General features: G+C 65.9%; 23 protein-coding genes. 22 read left to right on the top strand and 1 reads right to left on the bottom strand.

Annotation, left to right across the window (positions count from 1 at the left end; all coding sequences use genetic code 11):
* Nucleotides 1-67: 67 nt before the first annotated feature.
* On the bottom strand, nucleotides 68-649 hold the full coding sequence (locus AC1MLT_RS00875) for a Maf family nucleotide pyrophosphatase (RefSeq protein ID WP_481033414.1): 582 nt from the start codon (nucleotides 647-649) through the stop codon (nucleotides 68-70).
* 37 nt (nucleotides 650-686) lie between these two features.
* Here AC1MLT_RS00875 and AC1MLT_RS00880 point away from each other — a divergent pair, with 37 nt between their 5' ends.
* From AC1MLT_RS00880 to nagZ, 22 genes are all read left to right on the top strand, one after another.
* A complete protein-coding gene (locus tag AC1MLT_RS00880; RefSeq protein WP_481033415.1) occupies nucleotides 687-1,274 on the top strand; it encodes a YceD family protein in 588 nt (195 codons plus the stop codon).
* A gap of 117 nt (nucleotides 1,275-1,391) precedes the next feature.
* Nucleotides 1,392-1,574, top strand: coding sequence for a 50S ribosomal protein L32 (gene rpmF / locus AC1MLT_RS00885; RefSeq protein WP_481033416.1), 183 nt, complete (start codon nucleotides 1,392-1,394; stop codon nucleotides 1,572-1,574).
* Between the two features lie 61 nt (nucleotides 1,575-1,635).
* Nucleotides 1,636-2,742 (top strand): phosphate acyltransferase PlsX, encoded by a 1,107-nt coding sequence (gene plsX / locus AC1MLT_RS00890; RefSeq protein ID WP_481033417.1) that lies wholly within the window; start codon nucleotides 1,636-1,638, stop codon nucleotides 2,740-2,742.
* A complete protein-coding gene (locus tag AC1MLT_RS00895; RefSeq protein ID WP_481033418.1) occupies nucleotides 2,742-3,719 on the top strand; it encodes a beta-ketoacyl-ACP synthase III in 978 nt (325 codons plus the stop codon). The genes plsX and AC1MLT_RS00895 overlap by 1 nt, the downstream gene beginning before the upstream one ends.
* Before the next feature lie 71 nt (nucleotides 3,720-3,790).
* A complete protein-coding gene (fabD, locus tag AC1MLT_RS00900) occupies nucleotides 3,791-4,747 on the top strand; it encodes an ACP S-malonyltransferase (protein WP_481033419.1) in 957 nt (318 codons plus the stop codon).
* The gene (fabG, locus tag AC1MLT_RS00905; protein ID WP_481033420.1) at nucleotides 4,744-5,487 is read left to right on the top strand and encodes a 3-oxoacyl-ACP reductase FabG; all 744 of its coding nucleotides are present in this window, start codon (nucleotides 4,744-4,746) and stop codon (nucleotides 5,485-5,487) included. The genes fabD and fabG overlap by 4 nt, the downstream gene beginning before the upstream one ends.
* Before the next feature lie 98 nt (nucleotides 5,488-5,585).
* The gene (gene acpP / locus AC1MLT_RS00910) at nucleotides 5,586-5,825 is read left to right on the top strand and encodes an acyl carrier protein (protein ID WP_007830471.1); all 240 of its coding nucleotides are present in this window, start codon (nucleotides 5,586-5,588) and stop codon (nucleotides 5,823-5,825) included.
* A 98-nt stretch (nucleotides 5,826-5,923) separates the two neighbouring features.
* A complete protein-coding gene (gene fabF / locus AC1MLT_RS00915) occupies nucleotides 5,924-7,168 on the top strand; it encodes a beta-ketoacyl-ACP synthase II (protein WP_481033421.1) in 1,245 nt (414 codons plus the stop codon).
* Between the two features lie 78 nt (nucleotides 7,169-7,246).
* A complete protein-coding gene (locus AC1MLT_RS00920) occupies nucleotides 7,247-7,666 on the top strand; it encodes a hypothetical protein (protein WP_481033422.1) in 420 nt (139 codons plus the stop codon).
* Nucleotides 7,663-8,349 carry an RNA polymerase sigma factor RpoE gene (gene rpoE, locus AC1MLT_RS00925; RefSeq protein WP_481033423.1) on the top strand — a complete coding sequence of 229 codons (687 nt, stop codon included), beginning with the start codon at nucleotides 7,663-7,665 and terminating at the stop codon, nucleotides 8,347-8,349. Before AC1MLT_RS00920 ends, rpoE begins: the two co-directional genes overlap by 4 nt.
* Nucleotides 8,350-8,363: 14 nt before the next feature.
* On the top strand, nucleotides 8,364-9,077 hold the full coding sequence (locus AC1MLT_RS00930) for a sigma-E factor negative regulatory protein (RefSeq protein ID WP_481033424.1): 714 nt from the start codon (nucleotides 8,364-8,366) through the stop codon (nucleotides 9,075-9,077).
* Between the two features lie 22 nt (nucleotides 9,078-9,099).
* Nucleotides 9,100-10,149, top strand: a complete 1,050-nt coding sequence (locus tag AC1MLT_RS00935) for a MucB/RseB C-terminal domain-containing protein (RefSeq protein ID WP_481033425.1) — start codon at nucleotides 9,100-9,102, stop codon at nucleotides 10,147-10,149.
* Nucleotides 10,150-10,244: 95 nt separating this feature from the next.
* The gene (locus AC1MLT_RS00940; RefSeq protein ID WP_481033426.1) at nucleotides 10,245-11,759 is read left to right on the top strand and encodes a DegQ family serine endoprotease; all 1,515 of its coding nucleotides are present in this window, start codon (nucleotides 10,245-10,247) and stop codon (nucleotides 11,757-11,759) included.
* 510 nt (nucleotides 11,760-12,269) lie between these two features.
* The gene (gene lepA, locus AC1MLT_RS00945; protein WP_481033427.1) at nucleotides 12,270-14,081 is read left to right on the top strand and encodes a translation elongation factor 4; all 1,812 of its coding nucleotides are present in this window, start codon (nucleotides 12,270-12,272) and stop codon (nucleotides 14,079-14,081) included.
* Nucleotides 14,082-14,087: 6 nt separating this feature from the next.
* Nucleotides 14,088-15,059: a signal peptidase I gene (lepB, locus tag AC1MLT_RS00950; RefSeq protein WP_481033428.1), complete on the top strand. Its 972-nt coding sequence runs from the start codon at nucleotides 14,088-14,090 to the stop codon at nucleotides 15,057-15,059.
* A gap of 35 nt (nucleotides 15,060-15,094) precedes the next feature.
* A complete protein-coding gene (locus AC1MLT_RS00955; protein ID WP_481033429.1) occupies nucleotides 15,095-15,466 on the top strand; it encodes a DUF4845 domain-containing protein in 372 nt (123 codons plus the stop codon).
* A 4-nt stretch (nucleotides 15,467-15,470) separates the two neighbouring features.
* On the top strand, nucleotides 15,471-16,205 hold the full coding sequence (rnc, locus tag AC1MLT_RS00960) for a ribonuclease III (protein ID WP_481033430.1): 735 nt from the start codon (nucleotides 15,471-15,473) through the stop codon (nucleotides 16,203-16,205).
* Nucleotides 16,202-17,266: a GTPase Era gene (gene era / locus AC1MLT_RS00965; RefSeq protein WP_481033431.1), complete on the top strand. Its 1,065-nt coding sequence runs from the start codon at nucleotides 16,202-16,204 to the stop codon at nucleotides 17,264-17,266. The genes rnc and era overlap by 4 nt, the downstream gene beginning before the upstream one ends.
* A gap of 3 nt (nucleotides 17,267-17,269) precedes the next feature.
* Nucleotides 17,270-18,040 carry a DNA repair protein RecO gene (gene recO, locus AC1MLT_RS00970; RefSeq protein ID WP_481033432.1) on the top strand — a complete coding sequence of 257 codons (771 nt, stop codon included), beginning with the start codon at nucleotides 17,270-17,272 and terminating at the stop codon, nucleotides 18,038-18,040.
* Nucleotides 18,037-18,810 (top strand): pyridoxine 5'-phosphate synthase, encoded by a 774-nt coding sequence (locus AC1MLT_RS00975; RefSeq protein WP_481033433.1) that lies wholly within the window; start codon nucleotides 18,037-18,039, stop codon nucleotides 18,808-18,810. The genes recO and AC1MLT_RS00975 overlap by 4 nt, the downstream gene beginning before the upstream one ends.
* 4 nt (nucleotides 18,811-18,814) lie before the next feature.
* Nucleotides 18,815-19,219: a holo-ACP synthase gene (gene acpS / locus AC1MLT_RS00980; protein WP_481033434.1), complete on the top strand. Its 405-nt coding sequence runs from the start codon at nucleotides 18,815-18,817 to the stop codon at nucleotides 19,217-19,219.
* An 11-nt stretch (nucleotides 19,220-19,230) separates the two neighbouring features.
* The gene (gene nagZ / locus AC1MLT_RS00985) at nucleotides 19,231-20,298 is read left to right on the top strand and encodes a beta-N-acetylhexosaminidase (protein WP_481033435.1); all 1,068 of its coding nucleotides are present in this window, start codon (nucleotides 19,231-19,233) and stop codon (nucleotides 20,296-20,298) included.
* Nucleotides 20,299-20,389: the final 91 nt, after the last annotated feature.

Raw genomic sequence — 20,389 nt, forward strand, 5'->3', positions numbered from 1 at the left:
CCGAGGGCGCCGGCCGGGCCGCCGGCATCCGGCCGGGGGCCGGTGGCGGCATTCGTGGGTTCACCGCTCACAGCAGCTCCATACCGGCCGCCCGCAGCATGCGTGCGGTGCGGATGAGCGGCAGGCCGATCAGCGCGGTCGGATCGTCACTGTCGATCGCGTCGAGCAGGGCGATGCCCAGACCCTCGCTCTTGGCGCTGCCGGCGCAGTCGTAGGGGGTCTCGGCGCGCAGGTAGGCCTCGATGGCGTCGTCCGTCAGGGGTCGGAAGACCACCCGCACCGGCGCCACGTCGCTGTGCGCGAAGCCGGTGGCGCCACACACCACCGCCACGGCGGTCTGGAATGTCAGCGTGCGGCCGCTCATGCGACGCAGCTGGGCCGTCGCACGTTCGTGATCACCGGGTTTGCCCAGAGGTTCGCCGTCGAGATCGGCCACCTGGTCGGAGCCGATGACGACGGCATCGGGAAAGCGCGCGGCGATGGTGTTCGCCTTGGACAGCGCCAGTCGCTGCGCGAGCGCCAGCGGTGTCTCGCCCGGCAGCGGTGTCTCGTCGACCTCCGGCGCATGGACATCGAAGGGCAGGCGAAGGCGCGCGAGCAGCTCGCAACGATAGCGCGAGGTCGAGGCGAGGATCAGGGAGCGTTGCATGGGTGGAATTGTGCGTGAGGCGTTTAGACTGATCGCGATGAAAAGAGATGCTGCACCCGTCCGCCTCGATGTGATCGACTTCGCCGGCACCGCCGCGACACTGGCCGGCGAAGAACCGGTGACCGGTTATCCACGGCTGGCCGCCGAACTGGCGACGAATGGCGAAGAGGGTCCATCGTCCAGGACCGAAGGTCCGGACGCGGTCGAGGCGCCGCTGGTCCACTGGCAGGCGACCGGCGAGCGTCGCACCGGTGCCGATGGGACCGCCGAGCCATGGCTCCATCTGCAGGTCGACACGGTGGTTCCGCTGGTCTGCCAGCGTTGCCTCGCACCGGTCAACACCGACCTGCAGGTCGAGCGCTGGTTCCGCTTCGCCCCCGACGAGGCGACCGCGGCGACCGAGGACGAGGTCTCCGAGGAAGACGTCCTCGTGGCCACGCGTGATTTCGAGTTGCGCGGCTTGATCGAAGACGAGTTGCTCATGGACATTCCCATCACGCCGCGCCACGACGTGTGTCCGCAACCGGTGCGCCTGTCGACCGCTGATCCGGCCTTCGACGACGCAGCGGGCGAGCGTGTGAATCCCTTCGCCGTGCTGGGCAACCTGCGCTCGCAGAAGCCCTGAGTGGCATCGCATTCCCCGGCACGCTATAATCGCAGGCTTCGCGCGCGCCGCCGACGATGTGTTTCACGAGTCGCCGCCCCGCAGCCCACCCACCTCACCGAATATTCAGGAGCCTCCATGGCCGTCCAGCAAAACAAGAAGTCGCCTTCCAAGCGCGGCATGCACCGTTCGCACAATGCGCTGGGCGTGCCCGGTATCGCCGTGGAGCCCACCACGGGCGAAATCCATCTGCGTCATCACATCAGCCCGACTGGTTTCTATCGCGGCCGCAAGGTTCTGAAGACCAAGTCCGAATCCTGATCATTTGATTCAAGGCCAAGGCCCGAAGCTACTTCTGCCGTAGCGTCGGGCCTTTGTTTTGATGGTCGTCACTTCAAATCCCGTTTCCTCCCCACCCGCGATCACGCTTGCCGTGGATTGCATGGGTGGCGATTACGGGCCGCGCATCACGCTCGCGGCCTGTCGGGCATTTCTCGAGCGTCATCCGGAGGCCTCCCTGCTGCTCGTCGGGCAGCCAGCCGCTCTGCAGGGGTTGACGCATCCGCGTGCCCGCGTCGTCGCGGCCACCGAGGTGGTCGGCATGGACGACCCACTGGAAGTCGCATTGCGCAAGAAGAAGGATTCTTCGATGCGGATCGCCATCCAGCAGGTCAAGGATGGCGCTGCTCAGGCGGCGGTGTCGGCCGGCAACACGGGCGCGCTGATGGCGATCGCGCGCTATCTGCTCAAGACCATGGAAGGCATCGACCGTCCCGCGATCGCCCCGCAACTGCCCAATCGCAAGGGGGGCGCGACGACGGTGCTGGACCTCGGTGCCAACGTCGATTGCGACGCCGAGGACCTGCTGCAGTTCGCCGTGCTCGGTTCGGCATTGGTCTCCGCGCTGACGGGCAACGAATCGCCGACGGTCGGTCTGCTGAATGTCGGTGAAGAAGCGATCAAGGGCAGTGAGACCATCAAGAAGGCGAGTCATCTGCTGCGCGCCGCTGCCAATTCCCAGGACCTGAACTTCTACGGCAACGTCGAAGGCAACGACATTTTCAAGGGCACCACCGACATCGTGGTGTGCGACGGCTTCGTCGGCAACGTCACGCTCAAGGCGACCGAAGGCGTGGCGTCGATGATCGTCGAGTTCCTGCGATTCGAATATTCCAACGGGCTTTTCAGTCGGTTCGCCGCCTTGGTGTCCTACCCGGTGCTCAAGGCGCTCAAGAAGCGGCTCGACCATCGGCGCTACAACGGCGCCGCGCTGCTGGGGTTGCGCGGCCTGGTCTTCAAGAGTCATGGATCGGCCGACGAAGTGGCCTTCGGCTATGCGCTCGATCGCGCCTACGACGCGGCCCGCAACAATCTGCTCGACCGTGTCCGTTCCCGCATCGCTCGGGCCGCGCCCCTGCTTGCGAGAACACAGCCCCCGGCCCCGGGATCGGCGGCCGAAGTCACCGCACCCGCCGCATTGCACGCCTGATGACCTCCTTCTCCCGCATCACCGGTACCGGCAGCTACCTGCCGCCTCGTCGCCTCACCAACGATGATCTGGCACGCGAGCTCGCGCAGCGGGGTCTCGAGACTTCCGATCAGTGGATCGTCGAACGCACCGGCATCCGCGCGCGGCATTTCGCGGCGCCGGATGTCGCCAGCAGCGATCTGGGCCTGGAAGCGGCGCGGCATGCGCTGGAGGCCGCAGGCCGCCTGCCCGCCGACATCGATCTGATCATCGTCGCCACCTCGACGCCGGACATGGTGTTTCCCTCGACGGCCACCATCCTGCAGCACAAGCTGGGCATCGCCGGCTGTCCCGCCTTCGACGTGCAGGCGGTCTGCAGCGGCTTCATCTACGCCCTGACCGTGGCCGATGCCATGATCAAGACCGGCAGTGCCAAGTGCGCGCTGGTGATCGGCGCGGAAGTGTTCTCGCGCATCCTGGATTTCAACGATCGCACGACCTGCGTGCTGTTCGGCGATGGTGCCGGCGCGGTGGTGCTCGAGGCGAGCGACGAGCCAGGCATCCTGGCGAGCGATCTGCATGCCGATGGCAAGCACGTGGGGATACTCTGCGTGCCTGGTCAGGTCTCCGGAGGCGCCGTGTTGGGAACGCCCCTGTTGCACATGGACGGTCAAGCGGTCTTCAAGCTCGCCGTGCGCGTCCTCGAGGAAGCGGCGCGCGCGACGCTGGACAAGGCCGGCAAGACCGCCGACGACATCGACTGGCTGATTCCGCACCAGGCCAACCTGCGCATCATGCAAGGCACCGCCAGGAAGCTGAAGCTGCCACTCGAGAAGCTGGTCGTGACCGTGCACGACCATGGCAACACGTCGGCGGCATCCATCCCATTGGCGCTCGACGTCGCGGTGCGCGGTGGTCAGGTGAAGACCGGCGACACCGTGATGCTCGAAGGAGTGGGTGGGGGTTTTACCTGGGGTGCCGTTCTCCTGAATCTTTAAGCTCGTCCGATCGGCTGGCAGCCCTTGTGCGAGCCTGGCCACGGTCGTCCATCAGCATGCAACGAGACACGATGAAATCCTCCGCTTTCGTATTTCCCGGCCAGGGCTCGCAAGCCGTCGGCATGCTCGATGCATGGGCCGGCCATCCGGCGGTCGTCGAGACCCTGCGCGAGGCTTCCGATGCCCTGGGCGAGGACATCGGCGCGCTCATCCAGGACGGTCCGAAGGAAGCGCTGGCCCTGACCACCAACACCCAACCGGTCATGCTGGTGGCAGGGGTCGCTGCCTGGCGGGCCTGGCTGGCCGAGGGCGGTGAGACACCGTCGGTCGTCGCCGGCCATTCCCTGGGCGAATATTCGGCCCTCGTGGCTGCGGGCGCTTTGACCCTCGATCAGGCCGCGCCGCTGGTGCGCTTCCGTGCCCAGGCCATGCAGCAGGCTGTCCCCGTCGGTGTCGGCGCCATGGCGGCCGTGCTCGGTCTGGATGCCGCCCGGGTCATCGCGGGTTGCGCCGAGGCGACGGCGAGTTTCGATCCCGGCAGCGATGAAGTCGTGGAGGCCGTGAACTTCAACGATCCGATGCAGACCGTCATCGCCGGCAGCAAGGCGGCGGTCGACAGGGCATGCGAGATCGTGAAGGCGAATGGCGCCAAGCGCGCGCTCCTGCTGCCGGTGTCGGCGCCATTCCACTCCAGCCTGATGCGACCGGCCGCCGAGGCCCTGCGTGAGCGGCTGGAATCCGTGCCGATCGCGACTCCACGGATTCCCGTGATCAACAACATCGACGTGGCCGAGGAGACGGACGTGTCCCGCATCCGCGACGCGCTCGTGCGTCAGGCGGCGGGGCCGGTGCGCTGGGTCGAGACCGTCCAGGCATTGAAGGCGCGTGGCGTCGATGTCATCGTGGAATGCGGGCCGGGCCGTGTGCTCGCGGGCATGGCCAAGCGCATCGTGCCCGATGTCGCATCCGCTGCGCTCTACGATCCCGCGTCGCTGGAACAGACCCGCCAACTATTGACGACTTCATGAGTACTCCCAAATTCGAAAGCCAGGTCGCCCTGGTGACCGGTGCCTCGCGTGGCATCGGTGCGGCCATCGCCCTGGAACTTGCCCAACGTGGCCTGACGGTGATCGGTACCGGCACGACTGCCGAGAGCGCGCAGAAGATCACCACCGCGCTCGGTGCCCATGGCGTGCAGGGCCGGGCGCTCGACGTCAACGAGGGCGCTGCGGTCGAGGCACTGATTGAGGACATCGTCAAGACCCATGGAGGCTTGCACGTCGTGGTGAACAATGCCGGCATCACCCGTGACATGCTCGCCATGCGTCTGAAGGACGACGATTGGGATGCCGTGCTCGACACCAATCTGAAGGCCGTGTTCCGCGTCTCGCGCGCTGCGATCCGACCGATGATGAAGCAGCGTTATGGGCGCATCATCAACATCACCAGTGTGGTCGGAGCCGCCGGCAATGCCGGTCAGGCCAACTACGCCGCCGCCAAAGCCGGCGTCGCCGGAATGACGCGTGCATTGGCTCGTGAACTCGGCAGCCGCAACATCACCGTGAATTGCGTGGCCCCCGGCTTCATCGAGACCGACATGACCTCGCGTCTGCCCGAGGCCCAGCAGCAGGCGCTGTTGTCGCAGATCCCACTGGGTCACCTCGGCAAGCCCGCCGATGTGGCCCACGCGGTGGCCTACCTCGCATCGCCGCAAGCTTCCTACGTGACGGGGCAGGAATTGCACGTCAATGGCGGCATGCATATGTGATGCATGGTCGTGATGTGCAGATACCCGCTGAACCTGCGGGTGCTGCGCGACGGCCAGCTAAAATCAACCGATTCTTTACAACCCTTAGAGGGAAACAAATGAGCGATATCGAAGCACGTGTCAAAAAAATCATCGCCGAGCAACTCGGCGTGGAAGAGTCCCAGGTGACCAATGAGAAGGCCTTCGTGGCCGACCTCGGCGCCGACTCGCTCGACACGGTGGAACTCGTGATGGCACTCGAAGACGAGTTTGGCATCGAAATCCCCGACGAGGACGCAGAAAAGATCACGACGGTCCAGAACGCCGTCGACTACGCCACCAAGAATCAGAAGGCCTGATTGGCCGTCCACTGTCTCACTGGCTTGCGGCGCGGCGTCTCGACCCGCGTCGGCGAGGGTATCGTGATTGCAGTGTTGTCCCAGAAAGGTATGCCGGCATGACCAAACGCCGCGTTGTCGTGACCGGACTCGGTTGCATCGCTCCTGTTGGAAACACGGTGGCCGAATGCTGGAGCCACCTGCTGGCCGGCAAGTCGGGCATCGACACCATCCAGTCGTTCGATGCCAGCTCCTTCGCCTGCAAGTTCGCAGGTGAGGTCAAGGGCTTCGACGTCACCCAATACATCAGCGAGAAGGAAGCGCGTCACATGGACCGCTTCATCCATCTCGGAATGGCCGCTGCCATGCAGGCCGTGCAGGACAGCGGTCTGAAGACCAACGACGCGCTGTCGCCCGACGAGGCGGCACGCATCGGCTGCAACATCGGCTCGGGCATCGGCGGATTGCCGATGATCGAGCAGACGCGCGACGAACTGGTCAATCGCGGCCCGCGTCGCGTGTCACCGTTCTTCGTGCCCGCGTCGATCATCAACATGATCTCCGGCCATGTCTCGATCAAGTATGGCTTCGAGGGCCCCAACGTGGCGGTCGTGACGGCCTGCACCACGGGTCTCCATGCCATCGGCCTCTCGGCCCGCATGATCGAGTATGGCGATGCCGACGTGATGATCGCGGGCGGTGCCGAATCGACCGTGTCACCTCTGGGCATCGGTGGTTTCGCTGCCGCCCGTGCACTGTCCACGCGCAATGACGATCCTCAGACCGCGTCCCGGCCCTGGGATCGCGATCGCGATGGCTTCGTCCTGGGAGAGGGGGCGGGCGTGGTCGTGCTCGAGGAATACGAGCATGCCAAGGCGCGTGGGGCGAAGATCTATGCCGAGGTGGCGGGTTTCGGCATGAGTGCCGATGCCTATCACATGACCGCCCCCAACGTCGACGGGCCGCGTCGCTCGATGATGGCCGCGCTGAAGAATGCCGGCGTCAATGCGGACGAGGTGAAATATCTCAATGCGCACGGGACCTCGACGCCCTTGGGTGACCTCAACGAGACCAACGCCATCAAGAACGCGTTCGGCGACCATGCCCGCAAGCTGGTCGTGAACTCGACCAAATCCATGACCGGCCATCTCCTGGGTGGGGCGGGCGGCATCGAATCGGTGTTCACGGTGCTCGCACTGCATCATCAGAAGAGTCCGCCGACGATCAACATCTTCCATCAGGATCCCGAATGCGATCTTGACTATTGCGCCAACGAGGCGCGCGACCTCGTCATCGATGTCGCCGTGAAGAACAACTTCGGCTTCGGCGGCACCAACGGAACGCTGGTGTTCAAGCGCACTTGAAGCTGCCGTCACGTCATGCATAGCCCACCATCGGTCAGCTATCCGGTCGGGTACTCGTGCATGGCGGATCGGCTCGTGATGGCCGGCTGGCTTGCCGGTGTTGTCTGCACCGGTCTAGCGGCGTCCGGTCTGGTGATGCACGACAGCGCCGGGTGGCGTGCCTGGATGCCTTGCGTGGTGGCCTTGCTGGCCGGTCTGCTGGCGTGGCAATCGCGTCACGGGTCCGTCGGTGACAGGCTGGCATTCGATGCCGGGCTTTGGTCGGAGATATCGGTCACGGGCGTCACCCGCGCAACCGGTCCGACCCGGGTCTGTCTCGACATGCAGCGGCTCATGCTGATCCGTCTCGATGCCAACCATGGAGACGTGCGGTGGTATTGGGTCGATCGCAACGCCGATCCGGCGAACTGGCTCGATCTGCGTCGGACCTTGTTCGCCAGCGGGCGGCCCGCCGTCGATGCTGCGCCGCGCGAGGGCCGGCGGGCGTTTTCTGCATGACCGCCTCCGTGCCACCACCGCCACCCCCCGAGACTCCTGTCGTTCCTTCCGCGGCTGCCGAGGGGCCTGGCGTGCGCCCGGGAGACGTCGACTTCGAACTCGTGCAGCGTACCGTGGCGGGCGATCAGAAGGCCTTCGAGATGCTGGTCATCAAGTATCAGCGCCGCATCGAACGGCTGATCGGGCGCATGGTGCGCGACGTCGATCTGGTCGAGGACATCGCGCAGGAGACCTTCATCCGTGCCTATCGGGCGTTGCACCAGTTCCGTGGTGAAGCGCAGTTCTATACCTGGCTCTATCGGATCGCGGTCAACACGGCCAAGAAGGCGCTCGTGGACATGAAGCGCGATCCCACGATTTCGGAAAGCGCATTGAGGCCGTCTTCATCCGAAGACGATGAAACTTACCGTCCAGGAAACGAACCAATCAGCGACGAGACCCCCGAAACGGTGTTGGCGGCCAACGAAATCGCGGCAGCGGTCGAGGCGGCGATGGAAGCCTTGCCGGTCGAATTGCGGCAGGCGGTGACGCTGCGCGAGATCGAGGGTATGAGTTACGAAGAAATCGCCGAAATCATGGATTGTCCAATTGGCACGGTGCGCTCGCGGATCTTCCGGGCACGCGAGGCGATTTCTGCACGAGTCAAGCCGATGCTCGACAACCAGTCCGGCAAGCGTTGGTAATTCAGGTGATTGCAATGAACCCCCTAGAACAGTCTTCACGCGAACAGATCTCTGCGCTGGCCGATGGCGCCCTGCATGGAGAGGCGATGGCGCATGCCGTCGACGCGTTGTGCACGGACCGCGCCATGCAGCAGGTCTGGCAGGACCATCACGCCATCGGCGACATGTTGCGGGCCGGCACACGCCAGCCCTGCACCGAAAGCTCGGCTTTCCTGTCGCGCTTCCAGCAGCGTCTCGCGGCCGAAACGCTGCCGTATTCGGGAAGCGATGCCGAAAGCACATCGTCCGTGGTGCCGTTCCCGCACCGCAAGCCGGCGACGGTGGCGCCTGTCGAAGCGGCCAACGAGCCCGTGTTCCGTTGGAAGCTCGTCTCGGGTGTGGCTTCGCTGGCCGCGGTGGCCGCCATCGGCTGGAACCTGGTGGGTGGTCAGGCGGGCTCGTCGGCAACCGATGCCCAGCTTGCCCAGCAGCAGGTGCAGATGCCGGTCCAGGTGGCTTCGCGCGACGCTTCCCGAATGCTGATCGACACACGACCATCGGTCGCGTCCGGCGCCAGCGGACAGCAGCCCGAGCCGACACGCGTGGCGGCGGGCGGCGGCGAACCCCAGGTCATGCTGCGTGATGCCAGGCTCGATCAATTGCTCGAAGCGCATCGCCAAGCCGGTGGGGCGGCGCAGATGCCATCCGGTTTCCTGCGCAATGCGACCTTCGATGGACCTTCGCGCTGAGCGATCGTCAGGAATCCCAACGATGCCGACCGTCGCTCGCAGGTCCCTGCTGATCCTCTCCACCGCCGGTCTGGTGGAAGTCGCTGCGGGACAGACACGCGTGGGTGGCGGCAACGAGCGAGAGTCGCGCCAACCCGTGGCGACGGAGCTTTCGAGGCTTGGCACCATCGACTGGTTGCGCCGCATGCACGCGGCGTCGCGCCAGTTCAGTTACGTCGGTACCTTCGTGGTGTCGGCGACGACCGGCAATCTCTCGAGTGCCCGCATCTGGCATGTGGCCCAGGGCGATGTGCTCATGGAGCGCGTCGAGTCGCTGTCCGGCGCCCAGCGATCGACCTTCCGTCGCAACGGCCAGATCATGACCTTCTTCCCCGAAGACAAGGTCGTGAAGAGCGAGAAGCGGGAGAACCTCGACTTCTTTCCCAACCTGCCCGGCGCGCCCGACTCGACCATCGGCGATCTCTACGATGCCCAGATACTGGGCAAGGGACGTGTCGCCGCACTCGATGCCGATGTGGTCCAGCTCGTGCCACGCGACAGGCTGCGCTTCGGCTATCGCGTCTGGTGCGAGCGTCGCACCGGTCTCGTCGTCGCATTGCAGACGGTCGACGGTGACGGCCGCGTGGTCGAGCAGTCGGCGTTCTCCGAGCTCCAGTTCAATGCGCCGGTCAAGGTCCAGGCGCTGCAGCAGATGATGAGCGACACCGCGGGCTATCGCATCGAGACATCGGAACTCGAACGCACCACCGCCGCGGCCGAAGGCTGGACATTGCGCGAAGCGGTGCATGGCTTCCGACCCGTCAACTGCTATCGGCGCTCCCTCGACGGCGGCGCCAAGCCCGAGCGGACCATGCAATGGACGTTCTCCGATGGTCTGGCATCGGTATCGCTGTTCGTCGAGCCCTTCGACGTGCGGCGTGCTTCGCGCGAGGCCACGCTGGCTCTGGGAGCCACGCACACGCTCACGCGGCGACTGTCCGATCGCGATGGCGACTGGTGGTTGACCGCGGTGGGGGAGGTTCCTTCCCAGACCCTGGATGCCTTCGCCCAAGGCCTGATGCGCCTGCGCTGATCTTCTTTCTCGACACTCCAGGCAACTGTGAACCAAAGCGTTCGAACAGATTCATAGCCCGGTGTGTTTCGCGTTCTTGCATGGAAAGAAATCCAATGATGCTCACTATCGACGGTCGCAAAAAATTTCGGTCCTCCCTCCTGGCATGTGCCATGGCGGTCACTGCGGCGGGCACGGTCCTGCCGGTCGTGCCGGTCGCGGCGCAGGTGCGGGCTCTGCCTGACTTCACCGACCTGGTGGATCAGGTCGGACCCGCCGTGGTCAACATCCGCACCGTCGAGCGCGTCGCGCAGCGCGGTGCTTCCGGTGGTGCCGCGAATGGCGAGATGGACCAGGAGATGCAGGAGTTCCTGCGCCGTTTCTTCGGTCAGAACATGCCCAACATGCCCGGTGCGCCACGTCAGGGTCCGCGCTCCAGTCCGCAGCCGCAGGAGCCTCAGGAGGAATCCCGTCCACGTGGCGTCGGTTCGGGTTTCATCCTGAGTCCCGATGGCTATGTGATGACCAACGCGCACGTCGTCGAAGATGCCTCCGAGGTGATCGTCACTCTGACCGACAAGCGCGAGTTCAAGGCCAAGATCATCGGTGCCGACAAGCGCACGGACGTCGCGGTGGTGAAGATCGAGGCCACCGGACTGCCGGCGCTCAAGGTGGGCGACGTCTCCAAGCTGCGCGTGGGCGAGTGGGTGATGGCGATCGGTTCGCCCTTCGGCCTGGAGAACACCGTGACGGCCGGCATCGTGAGCGCCAAGCAGCGTGACACTGGTGACTACCTCCCATTCATCCAGACCGACGTCGCCATCAATCCCGGCAACTCCGGCGGACCCTTGATCAACATGCGCGGCGAGGTGGTGGGCATCAACAGCCAGATCTATTCGCGCTCGGGCGGCTTCATGGGCATCTCGTTCTCGATCCCCATCGACGAGGCCATCCGCGTGAGCGAGCAGCTGCGCACCACCGGTCGCGTCTCCCGCGGACGCATCGGCGTGCAGATCGATCGTGTCTCCAAGGAAGTCGCCGAGTCGCTCGGCCTGGGCACGGGGCAGGGCGTTCTGGTGCGCAGTGTCGAGGTCGGTTCACCGGGAGAGAAGGCCGGCATCGAGGCGGGCGACATCATCACCAAGTTCGATGGCAAGGTGGTGGACAAGCCGAGCGATCTGCCACGGATGGTGGGCAATACCAAGCCCGGCACGCGCAGCACCGTGACCGTGTTCCGTCGTGGCGCATCGCGTGACCTGACCGTGACCATCGCCGAGATCGAGCCCGACAAGCCGACACGCAAGGCCAGCGCCGAGCGCGAGGAGCAGGCGCCCAAGGCGACCGCTTCGGCGGCGGCCAAGGTGTTGGGCCTGGCGGTGAGCGATCTTTCCGACGCGCAACGGAAAGAACTGAAAGTGCGGGGCGGCGTCAGGATCGAGTCGGCGACCGAAGCCGCTGCACGCGTCGGCCTGCGTGAAGGCGATGTCATCCTGGCCGTCGGCAACATCGAGGTGGCCAGCGTGAAGGAATTCGACGCCGCGCTCGCCAAGCTCGACAAGAGCAAGCCGGTGAACGTGTTGTTCCGGCGCGGCGAGTGGGCTCAATACGCGCTGATCCGTCCCAATCGCTGAAGTCGCGATCCCTTCCAGTGGCCCCACCCGGCAGTCGGGATTGGGGCCTTTTTTTGGTTGTGGTGAAGCGACGGTCTTGGTTTGCACCACTATTTTTGTTTGGTGCGTTGTGTTAGTACTTGCTAACTGCATTCGGGAGCTAATGACGAATTTCAGTAGAATAGGCCTCGTTTGGACGGTCGACCCAGCATAAGAATGCACGGCCTGTTCACCATGCGGTACGGATTCGAATCGTCCATCAACCTTCCACAGATCGCCCACAAGTTGTCCCGGATCCGTCCACCAGGCTTGTGGATAACTTGTTGACAAGATGACCGTTGTGGACCTGCAACGTCTTTTCCGACCCCGCGCCGACATGTACGCCACCCCCTTTTTGCCTACAATGAAGACCCAACTACTGCAGTTGCCATTGCTTGTTGGTTCAGGGCGCGTCTCTTCCGGACGCGCCCTTTTTTCTTGCCTGGCGCGTTCTGCGCACGAGGCAATTCAAGTACTTAAGCGTTCCCGTTGATGAACCACATCAGAAATTTTTCAATCATTGCGCACATCGACCATGGCAAGTCGACGCTGGCCGACCGACTGATCCAGCGTTGCGGCGGTCTCGCCGAGCGGGAGATGGAGGCCCAGGTGCTCGATTCGATGGACATCGAGAAGGAACGCGGGATAACCATCAAGGCGCAGACGGCGGCACTGCGCTACAAGGCGAACGACGGCCAGGTCTACAACCTCAATCTCATCGATACGCCCGGCCACGTCGACTTCTCGTACGAGGTCTCGCGCTCGCTCTCCGCCTGCGAGGGCGCGTTGCTCGTCGTCGATGCATCGCAGGGGGTCGAGGCGCAGACGGTGGCCAACTGCTACACCGCGCTCGATCTCGGCGTCGAGGTGGTTCCCGTCCTCAACAAGATGGACCTGCCCAATGCCGATCCGGACAACGCGCGCACCGAGATCGAGGACGTGATCGGCATCGATGCGACCGATGCAATTCCCTGTTCGGCGAAGACCGGTCTGGGCATCGACGAGATCCTGGAGGCCGTGGTGCAGCGCATGCCGCCGCCGCGCGGCAATCCCGATGGTCCGCTGCGCGCGATGATCATCGACAGCTGGTTCGATGCCTACGTGGGTGTCGTGATGCTGGTGCGCGTGGTCGATGGCCGGCTGGTCAAGGGCGAGCGCATCAAGATGATGGCGTCCGGCGCCAGCTACAACGCCGACAACCTCGGTGTCTTCACGCCGGCGACCGAGAAGCGCGAGTCGCTGGAGGCTGGCGAGGTCGGCTTCATCATCGCCGGCATCAAGGAGCTGCAGGCCGCCAAGGTGGGCGATACCGTGACGGTCATCAAGACCGGCACCGGCGCGGCTGCTGCGACGGCGAGCGAGGCGCTGCCGGGCTTCAAGGAGATCCAGCCGCAGGTCTTCGCCGGCCTCTATCCGACCGAGGCGAGCGAGTACGAGTCGCTGCGCGACGCGCTGGAGAAGCTCAAGCTGAATGACTCGTCCCTGCGCTACGAGCCGGAAGTGAGCCAGGCGCTGGGCTTCGGCTTCCGCTGTGGCTTCCTGGGCCTGCTGCACATGGAGATCGTGCAGGAACGCCTCGAGCGCGAGTTCGACCAGGACCTCATCACGACGGCGCCCAGCGTGGTCTACCAGGTGGTGCGCAACGACGGCGAGGTCATCATGGTGGAGAACCCGTCGAAGATGCCCGACATCGGCCGCATGAGCGAGATCCGAGAGCCGATCGTCACGGTGCATCTCTACATGCCGCAGGAATACGTCGGCGCCGTCATGACGCTGGCCAACCAGAAGCGCGGCGTGCAGATGAACATGGCCTATCACGGCCGCCAGGTCATGCTGACCTACGAGATGCCGCTCGGGGAGATCGTGCTGGACTTCTTCGACAAGCTGAAGTCCCAGAGCCGTGGCTATGCCTCGATGGACTACGAGTTCAAGGAGTACCGCGCCTCGGACGTGGTGAAGGTCGACATCCTGCTCAACGGCGACCGCGTCGATGCGCTGTCGATCATCGTGCATCGCAGCCAGAGCCAGTACCGTGGACGCGCCGTGGTATCCAAGATGCGCGAGATCATCTCGCGCCAGATGTACGACGTCGCCATCCAGGCGGCCATCGGGGTCACGATCATCGCGCGTGAGACAATCAAGGCGCTGCGCAAGAACGTCCTCGCCAAGTGCTATGGCGGCGACATCTCCCGCAAGAAGAAGCTGCTGGAAAAGCAGAAGGCGGGCAAGAAGCGCATGAAGCAGATCGGCTCGGTCGAGGTTCCTCAAGAGGCTTTCCTCGCGATCCTGCAGGTCGAAGACTAAGAAAACATGGCACTCCTCACCTCCCTGATCCTGGCCGTCTTCGCGGCATATGTCGGTTCCTGGTATTTCGGCGCGGTCGAAGGCAACTTCGCACTCCTGCTGTTCCTGGCGACCGTCGTCACCGGTCTCTACTGGCTGGCCGAGCGACTGTATTTCCTGCCACGGCGCAGGCGCACCGCGGCCGCCCTGGACGCCTCCCTCGTGCAGCGGCGCGCGGAACTCGAGCGGCAGGGCATCACGGAGGTCGACACCGTCGATGCCAAGGCGCGCGAGCGGCTGGTCATGCAGCCCTGGTGGCTGGACTGGACGGCCGGCCTGTTCCCGGTGATCCTGGTGGTGTTCCTGCTGCGCTCGTTCCTGTTCGAGCCCTTCAAGATCCCGTCGGGTTCGATGATGCCGACATTGCTGACGGGCGATCTGATCCTGGTCAACAAGTTCACCTATGGCCTGCGCCTGCCGGTCCTCAACACCAAGGTGACCGACGGCACGCCGCCCGCGCGTGGCGACGTGATGGTGTTCCGCTATCCGCCCAAGCCCAGCCTGGACTACATCAAGCGCGTGGTCGGACTGCCGGGCGACGAGGTGGCCTACCTCAACAAGAAGCTCACCATCAACGGCCAGCCGGTCAACAAGGACGCGATCCCGGACTACTTCGACGAGGAGGCGATGCGCTACCTGAAGCAGTACACCGAGAACCTCGGCACCCACCAGCACCGCATCCTGAACGACGAGATGCGCCGGGCAGGCATCTCCGAAATCGAAGTGATGACCTTTCCCAACCAGGAGAGCTGTCGCTACAGTGTCGAGGGGGTGGTCTGCAAGGTGCCCGCCGGGCACTACTTCATGATGGGCGACAACCGCGACAACTCCCTCGATTCGAGGTACTGGGGTTTCGTCCCCGACAAGAACATCGTGGGTCGCGCCTTCTTCGTCTGGATGAATTTCGGCAACCTGGGGCGCATCGGCGCATTCCAGTGACGGTCGCCGGTGCACGCACGCAAGGAGCAGGGTACATGAGGATTTCGCGATCGATCCGAGCCACGTCGCGGCAGCGCGGCATCTCTTTCATCGGACTTCTCTTCGTCGCCGCCGTGCTGGGTTGCGCCGGCGTGGTGCTGGCCCAGGTCATTCCGACGGTGATCGAGTACCAGGCCATCGGCAAGGCCGCCAACAAGGCCGCCGAGGGCAACACGGTGCCCGAGGTTCGCTCGCTGTTCGACCGTGCCCAGGCCGTCGACGACTTCAAGGCCATCAGCGGCAAGGACCTGGACGTGCAGAAGGTCGGCGATCGCGTGGTCGTCTCCTTCGCCTACGAACGCGAGATCCCCCTGTTCGGCCCGGCCTACCTCGTGCTCAAGTACCGGGGCCAGGGGCAGGCGCGCTGATCCGGTGACGCTCCCGAACCCACCCGAAACCCGCCAGCGCCCCGCCGATGCCACGCTGCCGGCATTGGCCGCGCGCCTCAAGCACACGTTCGGCGATCCGAAGCTGCTGCAGCTCGCGCTCACCCATCGCAGCTTCTCCTCGAGCCACAACGAGCGCCTCGAATTCCTCGGCGACTCGGTGCTCAACCTGGCGGTGTCGCACCTGCTCTACGAGCGCCTGGCGGCATTGCCCGAGGGCGATCTCTCGCGGGTGCGCGCCAACCTGGTCAAGCAGGAGACGCTGCACCAGATCGCCCTGCGGCTGATGCTGTCGCCCCTGCTGCGGCTGGGCGAGGGCGAAGCGCGCTCGGGCGGCTCGCAGCGACCCTCGATCCTGGCCGATGCCCTGGAGGCCGTGATCGGCGCGGTCTACCTCGACGCCGGCTACGAGGTCGCGCAGGCCCTGGTGCGCCGGCTCTACGAATCCGTCGAGATCAATCCCCGCATGGAGGCCGCGTCCAAGGACGCCAAGACCGAATTGCAGGAGTGGCTGCAAGGGCACAAAATGAAACTGCCCGTCTACCGCGTCGCCGATACGCTGGGGGCGGCCCACCAACAGACCTTCGACATCGAGTGCGAGGTGCCCGAACTGGGGCTGCTCGAGCGCGGCATCGGAGGCTCGCGCCGCGCCGGCGAACAGGCCGCCGCCGCCGCGATGCTGATCCGACTCAAGTCTCGCGGGACATCCAAGACCAAATGAATTCCAACCCTGACGCGACCCCTCCGGCACCGCCATCCGCCCCCGTTCCGGAGGGCGACGACGACGCCATTCCGGACGTCCGCCTCGAGGACCAGCTGCGCCAGCTGGCCGCGGCGCGTCCATCGGCCGCGAGCACGGGCGATGGCGTCCAGCGCTGCGGCCTGATCGCCATCGTCGGCAAGCCCAACGTGGGCAAGTCGACCCTGCTCAACGCATTGGTCGGACAGAAGATCAGCATCACCTCGCGCAAGGCGCAGACCACGCGCCACCGCATCACCGGCATGCGCACGCGCGTCGCGCCCGAGGGCGGCGGCACGCAGTTCGTCTTCGTCGACACGCCCGGCTTCCAGACCCTGCATGCCAACGCGCTCAACAAGTCGCTCAACAAGACCGTCAAGGGCGCGGTCGCCGACGTCGACCTGATCCTGTTCGTGGTCGAGGCCGGCAGCTTCACGCCGGCCGATGCCAAGGTCCTGGCGCTGCTGGGCAAGGACATCCCGGCGCTGCTGATCGCCAACAAGTTCGACAACATCCACCGGCGTGGCGACATCGCGCCCTGGCTGCAGACCATGCAGCAGAAGCATCCGTTCGCCGAGTTCGTGCCGATGTCGGCCAACAATGCCCGCGACGTCGAACGCCTGTTCGGCATCTGCGAGAAGTACCTGCCGGAGCAGGCCTGGTGGTATGCCGAGGACGAGCTCACCGATCGCAGCGAGAAGTTCCTCGCCAGCGAGACGGTGCGCGAGAAGCTGTTCCGCCTGACCGGCGACGAGCTGCCCTATACCTCGACGGTCATCATCGACAAGTTCGACGAGGAGCCACCGCAGCGCAAGGGCCACCGGCGCCTGCTCAGGATCGCCGCGACCATCGTGGTCGAGCGTGAAGGCCACAAGGCGATGGTGATCGGCGACAAGGGCGAGCGCATCAAGCGCATCGGCACCGAGACGCGTCAGGAGCTGGAGAAGCTGCTCGACGCCAAGGTCTTCATCGAGATGTGGGTCAAGGTGCGTTCGGGCTGGGCCGACGACGAAGCGCGCGTGCGCTCGTTCGGTTACGAGTAGCGCGTGGCGACGCAACGGATCTCCCACGAACCGGCCTATGTGCTGCATCGCTACGACTGGAGCGAGTCGAGCCTGATCCTGGAGACCTTCACGCGGCACCACGGGCGCATCGCCCTGGTGGCCAAGGGCGCCAAGCGTCCGAGCTCCAATTTCCGCCCGATCCTGCTGCCGCTGCAGCCCCTGCAGGTGAGCTATGGCGGCGACACCGAGATCCGCACGCTCAAGGCGGTGGAGTGGATGGGTGGCCACGTCATGCCGACCGGCGATGCATTGCTGTCGGGCTACTACGTCAATGAGCTGCTGCTGCGCCTGCTGGCGCGCGACGATGCGCACGAGAGCCTGTTCGACGCCTATGCCGGCGTGGTGCAGGTCCTGGCGTCGTCGCACGACGGCGCCCAGGCGGCCACGCAGGCCTCGGCGCTGCGGGCCTTCGAACTGCTGCTGCTGCGCGAGACCGGCTTCCTGCCCACGCTCGACGTCCAGACCCTCACCCTGGGGCCGCTCGCCGCCGACGGCCGCTATGCGCTGGTGCCCGAGGCCGGCGTGCGCGAGGCGGGCGAGGACGCGGCGTCGCTCGCCGGGTCCGACTGGCAGGCCCTGCAGCGCGCCCTGGACGACACGGCGCCCTTCACCGCGCTGCTGCGCCGCGTCGCCGAACTCTCGCCGGGCACCAACGCCGCGCTGCGCCTGCAGCTGCGCGCGCTGCTCAACTACCATTGCGGCGTCAACACGCTGCGCACGCGCCAGATGATGCGCGAGCTGCAAAACCTATGAGCACCTCCTCCGAATCCCGGGCCCCGCGATCGACCGCGCTGTCGGTCAACGTCAACAAGGTGGCCCTGCTGCGCAACACGCGCCACCTCGGCATCCCGAGCGTCACGCGCGCGGCGCGGCAGTGCCTGGAGGCCGGCGCCCATGGCATCACCGTGCATCCGCGTCCCGACGCCCGCCACATCAGGGCCGACGACGTGCGCGAACTCCATGCCCTGCTGGCGGCCGACTGGCCGCGGGCCGAATTCAACATCGAGGGCAATCCGTTCCACAACCTGATGGACTTCATCCGCGAACTGCGGCCGCACCAGGCGACCTTCGTGCCCGACAGCGAGGACCAGTTCACCAGCGACCACGGCTGGCGCTTCCCGCAGGATGCCGAGCGCCTGCGCCCGCTGATCGCCGAGACCCGTGCCCTGGGCGTGCGCGTGAGCCTCTTCATGGATCCGGATGCCGCAGCGATGGCCGCGGCCCGCGCCGTGGGCGCCGACCGCGTCGAGCTCTACACGGAGGCCTATGCCTCGTCGCGCGGCACGCCCGAGGCCGATGCCGTGCTGGCGCGCTATGCCGATGCCGCGCGCGCCGCGCGGGAGGCGGGACTGGAGGTCAATGCCGGCCACGACCTGAGCCAGGACAACCTGGGCGACTTCCTGCGCGGCGTGGCCGACGTCCGGGAGGTGTCGATCGGCCACGCCTTCGTCGCCGATGCCCTGGAGCAGGGCTATGCCGCCACCACGCGCGCCTACCTGCGCTGCATCGACGAGGCGTCGTGATCCCGTGATCTATGGCATCGGCACCGACATCTGCGACATCCGGCGTATGGCCGCGACCTTCGAGCGCCAGGGCGAGCGCTTCGCGCGCCGCGTGCTGAGCGACGCCGAGTTCGCGGTCTGGCAGGCACGCGCCGCGCGCTGGCCCCGGCGCGGCCTGAGCTATCTGGCGACGCGCTTCTCGGCCAAGGAAGCCTTCAGCAAGGCCATCGGCACCGGCATCCATTCGCCGATGAGCTGGCGGCTCTGCGAGATCGCCAACGAGCGCAGCGGCAAGCCGGTGATCGTGCTGCATGGCGCGCTCAAGGACTGGTTCGATGGCGAGCAGCTCGTGGCGCACGTCACCGTGACCGACGAGACCGACTACGCGGCGAGCTTCGTGGTGGTCGAACGCCGGGCCGACATCCCATGAACGACACCCCGATGCAACGTCCCCTCGTCATCGACGTCGCCGGCGTCGCGCTCACGCCCGCCGATCGCCGCCGGCTCGCGCATCCCGGCGTCGGTGGCGTGATCCATTTCGCGCGCAACTGGCAGGACCGGGCCCAGCTGTGCGCCCTCAATGCCGAGATCAAGGCGATCCGGCCCGACATCCTCGTCAGCGTCGACCACGAGGGCGGGCGCGTGCAGCGCTTCCGCACCGATGGCTTCACGCGGCTGCCGTCGATGCGGACCCTCGGCACGCTGTGGATGAGCGACCCGATGCGCGCCATCGAGGCGGCCACGGCGACCGGCCAGGTGCTGGCCGGCGAGTTGCGTGCCTGTGGCGTCGACTTCAGCTTCGCGCCGGTGCTCGACCTCGACCATGGCGGCAGCACCATCATCGGCGACCGCAGCTTCCATCGCGATCCGCGCGTCGTCGCGCTGCTGGCGCAGGCCCTGGTGCATGGCCTGCTGCAGTCCGGCATGGCCAGCTGCGGCAAGCATTTTCCCGGCCACGGCCACGTGAAGGCCGATTCGCACGTCTCGATCCCGGTCGATCGCCGCGGCCTGAAGGCGCTGCTGGCGGACGATGCGCGTCCCTTCGACTGGCTCGCCGGCACCCTGGCGGCCGTGATGCCCGCCCATGTCATCTACAGCCGGGTCGACACGCGGCCGGCCGGCTTCTCGTCGCGCTGGCTGCAGGGCATCCTGCGGGGCCGCTTCGGCTTCGAGGGCGCGATCTTCAGCGACGACCTGAGCATGGAAGCCGGCCGCTACATCGACGGCACGCTGCTGAGCTACACGGATGCCGCGCTGGCCGCGCTGGCTGCCGGCTGCGACCTGGCGCTCCTGTGCAACCAGAGCGTGGGCGAGGGCGCCGCGCTGGACGAACTGCTCGCCGGCTTCGATGCCGCCACCGCGACCGGCCGCTGGCGACCCGACCCGGCCGGCGAGGCACGCCGACGCGCGCTGCTGCCCCAGGCACCTGCGCTCGACTGGGAAGCCTTGCAGGCCGCGCCCGCCTATCGGCGCGCGCGCGCCGTGCTGTCACGGCTCGTGGTGGCCTGATGCGTGCCATGCGGGCGCTCGCGCACCCGGAGCGCGCGCGGGCTTGACCTTGCCGCCGTGGCAAGGTTCACAGTCGGGCTTCCTTCGATCG

The sequence above is a fragment of the Variovorax sp. PEI5 genome (genome assembly GCF_056679935.1).

What these genes read in the sequence shown, in the direction of transcription:
- AC1MLT_RS00875 (WP_481033414.1), bottom strand. Translation starts at nt 649, where the DNA reads ATGCAACGCTCCCTGATCCTCGCCTCGACCTCGCGCTATCGTTGCGAG.
- AC1MLT_RS00880 (WP_481033415.1), top strand. Translation starts at nt 687, where the DNA reads ATGAAAAGAGATGCTGCACCCGTCCGCCTCGATGTGATCGACTTCGCC.
- rpmF (WP_481033416.1), top strand. Translation starts at nt 1,392, where the DNA reads ATGGCCGTCCAGCAAAACAAGAAGTCGCCTTCCAAGCGCGGCATGCAC.
- plsX (WP_481033417.1), top strand. Translation starts at nt 1,636, where the DNA reads ATGGTCGTCACTTCAAATCCCGTTTCCTCCCCACCCGCGATCACGCTT.
- AC1MLT_RS00895 (WP_481033418.1), top strand. Translation starts at nt 2,742, where the DNA reads ATGACCTCCTTCTCCCGCATCACCGGTACCGGCAGCTACCTGCCGCCT.
- fabD (WP_481033419.1), top strand. Translation starts at nt 3,791, where the DNA reads ATGAAATCCTCCGCTTTCGTATTTCCCGGCCAGGGCTCGCAAGCCGTC.
- fabG (WP_481033420.1), top strand. Translation starts at nt 4,744, where the DNA reads ATGAGTACTCCCAAATTCGAAAGCCAGGTCGCCCTGGTGACCGGTGCC.
- acpP (WP_007830471.1), top strand. Translation starts at nt 5,586, where the DNA reads ATGAGCGATATCGAAGCACGTGTCAAAAAAATCATCGCCGAGCAACTC.
- fabF (WP_481033421.1), top strand. Translation starts at nt 5,924, where the DNA reads ATGACCAAACGCCGCGTTGTCGTGACCGGACTCGGTTGCATCGCTCCT.
- AC1MLT_RS00920 (WP_481033422.1), top strand. Translation starts at nt 7,247, where the DNA reads ATGGCCGGCTGGCTTGCCGGTGTTGTCTGCACCGGTCTAGCGGCGTCC.
- rpoE (WP_481033423.1), top strand. Translation starts at nt 7,663, where the DNA reads ATGACCGCCTCCGTGCCACCACCGCCACCCCCCGAGACTCCTGTCGTT.
- AC1MLT_RS00930 (WP_481033424.1), top strand. Translation starts at nt 8,364, where the DNA reads ATGAACCCCCTAGAACAGTCTTCACGCGAACAGATCTCTGCGCTGGCC.
- AC1MLT_RS00935 (WP_481033425.1), top strand. Translation starts at nt 9,100, where the DNA reads ATGCCGACCGTCGCTCGCAGGTCCCTGCTGATCCTCTCCACCGCCGGT.
- AC1MLT_RS00940 (WP_481033426.1), top strand. Translation starts at nt 10,245, where the DNA reads ATGATGCTCACTATCGACGGTCGCAAAAAATTTCGGTCCTCCCTCCTG.
- lepA (WP_481033427.1), top strand. Translation starts at nt 12,270, where the DNA reads ATGAACCACATCAGAAATTTTTCAATCATTGCGCACATCGACCATGGC.
- lepB (WP_481033428.1), top strand. Translation starts at nt 14,088, where the DNA reads ATGGCACTCCTCACCTCCCTGATCCTGGCCGTCTTCGCGGCATATGTC.
- AC1MLT_RS00955 (WP_481033429.1), top strand. Translation starts at nt 15,095, where the DNA reads ATGAGGATTTCGCGATCGATCCGAGCCACGTCGCGGCAGCGCGGCATC.
- era (WP_481033431.1), top strand. Translation starts at nt 16,202, where the DNA reads ATGAATTCCAACCCTGACGCGACCCCTCCGGCACCGCCATCCGCCCCC.
- AC1MLT_RS00975 (WP_481033433.1), top strand. Translation starts at nt 18,037, where the DNA reads ATGAGCACCTCCTCCGAATCCCGGGCCCCGCGATCGACCGCGCTGTCG.
- nagZ (WP_481033435.1), top strand. Translation starts at nt 19,231, where the DNA reads ATGCAACGTCCCCTCGTCATCGACGTCGCCGGCGTCGCGCTCACGCCC.